This window comes from Parasphingopyxis sp. (assembly GCF_052168275.1).
In the GTDB taxonomy this organism is placed as follows: domain Bacteria; phylum Pseudomonadota; class Alphaproteobacteria; order Sphingomonadales; family Sphingomonadaceae; genus Parasphingopyxis.
On sequence record NZ_JBQLZM010000099.1, the window covers coordinates 1 to 2,532 of the forward strand.

A 2,532-nucleotide genomic window follows, 5' to 3' on the forward strand; every position below is an offset into this window, starting at 1 on the left:
CGCCGACCTGCTGCGCCGCATCGCCGACATTCTCGGCCGCCTCGGTGATCGCCTCGGTCTCGACCGCCTCGCGCGCGCCGCTCTGGCTCAGGAAATAGGCGCCGCCAATCACCGCGACGAGCAGGATGATCGCGATCACCCATCCCGCGCCGCCGCCCCGGCGTTCGATAATCACGGTCTTGTCCGCATCGTCGCTGCGTTCGATCGTGCGCTCGGTGGTTACGCCGTCGTCGCGTTCGGTAATCTTCTCTTCGGCCATGACTTCGTCTCCCTGATGATGGAGCGAAAAACGGCTCTCGCGACGGGAAGTTCCCGAACGATATGCTGAATCGATCCTAGAAGGGCAGCTTGAAGCCGGGCGGGAGTGGCAGGCCGCTCGTCATCTTGCTCATTTCCTCCTGGCTCGCCGCATCGGCCTTGCCGCGCGCATCGTTCAGCGCGGCGGCGATCAGGTCCTCCAGCACCTGTTTTTCTTCGGCTTTCATCAGGGATTCGTCGATCTCGACGCCCTTGATCGTGCCCTTGGCGCTGGCGCGGACCTTGACGAGGCCGCCGCCCGATACGCCCTCCACCTCGATATTCTCGAGGCTCGCCTGCGCCTTTTGCAGTTCCTCCTGCACATTCTGTGCGGCCTTCATGATCTCTTCGAAATTCTGCACGGGTCAGCTCCTCTTGCGTCAGCTTCTGCCACCGGGGGCCAGCTTGTAATCGATCAGTTCGGCGTCGGGAAACGCTTCGAACGCCGCCTTCACCATCGGCGACTGCAGCACCGCCTCGCGTTCCGCGCTCGCCGCCGCCTGTTCCTGTTCGAGCAGGCTGGGTTCGCCCTCCGCGTCGCTCGTCTCGATGGTCCAGGTCTGGCCGGTTTCCTCGCGGAGCAACCGGCCGAGATCGCGGAAAAACTCCTCGTCGCGCGGCTTGAGCGGGCGGACGACGAGCGTGGGCGGTTCGTATCGGACCAGCCGGACGTCGCGCTCGAGGAACTGCGCCGTCTTCCAGCTCGCATCGTCGTGCGGACTCTCGGCGACCAGCCTGACCAGCGCCGCATAATCGGCCGGAAAAGCGCCCTGCGCCCCTCTGCCAGGGCCCGCGGGGCTTGTCGCCGGCGCGGCAGCCGTACCGAATTCACCGCTTTCGAGCTTGCGCGCGAGTTCTCCGGGATCGGGCAGCCCCGCCGCATGGACGATCCGGAGCAGCGCCATTTCCGCGGCTTCGATCGGCATCGGCGCGGTCTCGACCTCGTGCAGGCCTTTCAGCAGCAGCTGCCAGATGCGATGCAGCGCGGCGAAACCGAGCCGGCTCGCCCAGTCGGAAAACGCCTCGCGTTCCTCGGCCGAGAGCGCCGGATCGTCGGCCCCGCCCACCTTGGCGCGAACGATGCCGTGCGCGGTCTCGAGCAGCCCGCGAAATAGCGACGCCGGATCGGTGCCGAGATCGTGCTGGTCCTGTACCGTCGCGAGCACGGCCCGGGCGTCGCCCGCGAGCAGCTGGCCGAACAGCGTGCGCACCGCGCCGCGGTCGGACAGGCCGATCATCTCGCGGACCTGCGCCGCGGTCACGCCCTCGGGGCCATGGGCGATCGCCTGGTCGAGGATCGAGAGCCCGTCGCGCACCGACCCCTCGGCCGCGCGCGCGATCAGCGCCAGCGCCTCGTCCTCGGCTTCGGCACCCTCCTCCCCGACGATCCAGCGGAAATGCTCGGCGAGCCGATCCGCCGGGATGCGCCTGAGATCGAACCGCTGGCAGCGGGACAGCACCGTCACCGGCACCTTGTTGACCTCGGTCGTCGCGAAGAGAAACTTCACATGCGGCGGCGGCTCCTCAAGCGTCTTCAGCAGCGCGTTGAACGCATTCTTCGACAGCATGTGCACTTCGTCGATGATATAGACCTTGTAGCGCGCCGAGACCGCCGAATAGCGAACCGCCTCAATGATCTCGCGCACATCGTCGACGCCGGTGTGCGAGGCGGCGTCCATCTCGACGACGTCGATATGCCGGCCTTCGGCGATCGCGACACAGGGCTCGCACTGGCCGCACGGATCGATCGTCGGCCCGCCCTCGCCGTCCGGTCCGATGCAGTTGAGCGCCTTGGCGATCAGCCGCGCGGTCGATGTCTTGCCGACCCCGCGCACGCCGGTGAGCAGGAAGGCATGGGCCAGCCGGTCGCGCTTGATCGCGTTGCCGAGCGTCTGGACCATCGCGTCCTGGCCGATCAGCGCATCGAAGCTCTGCGGGCGGTATTTACGGGCGAGCACGCGATAGGGCTGCGCGCCTGCCGGCGGTGCGGGCCGGGCCGGTTCGTCCAGCCCGAGCCCGGGGCCGGTATCGGCGGCGGGCTCCATCGTCTCCTGGGAATCGGACATGAGCGGAGACTAGACCCTGCGGCGCGTCATGTCGAAAGGGTTATGCGGGTTCTTGTTGGGAACCGGGTGAGGATATGCTGGTCAGACTCAACCTAGCGGTTGAGCGCCGCACCAGCCCGCACCCCCTCCCGGCCTCCCATTGAGTGTACCCTGTTGGGAGGCCGGGAGG

The 2,532-nt window shown here is 67.4% G+C and carries 3 protein-coding genes; all 3 read right to left on the bottom strand.

Features of this window, described 5'->3' with window-relative positions; translation table 11 throughout:
- The coding region (locus tag ACTS1X_RS08730) for a hypothetical protein (protein WP_442614001.1) at positions 1-259 on the bottom strand (259 nt) is incomplete at its 3' end.
- Positions 260-335: 76 nt separating this feature from the next.
- Positions 336-659, bottom strand: a complete 324-nt coding sequence (locus ACTS1X_RS08735) for a YbaB/EbfC family nucleoid-associated protein (RefSeq protein ID WP_442614002.1) — start codon at positions 657-659, stop codon at positions 336-338.
- A gap of 18 nt (positions 660-677) precedes the next feature.
- Complete coding sequence (locus ACTS1X_RS08740; protein ID WP_442614003.1) at positions 678-2,363, bottom strand: DNA polymerase III subunit gamma/tau; 1,686 nt, start codon at positions 2,361-2,363, stop codon at positions 678-680.
- Between the last annotated feature and the right edge of the window lie 169 nt (positions 2,364-2,532).

Coding starts and splice junctions, on each gene's coding strand:
- ACTS1X_RS08740 (WP_442614003.1), bottom strand. CDS start 2,363: ATGTCCGATTCCCAGGAGACGATGGAGCCCGCCGCCGATACCGGCCCC.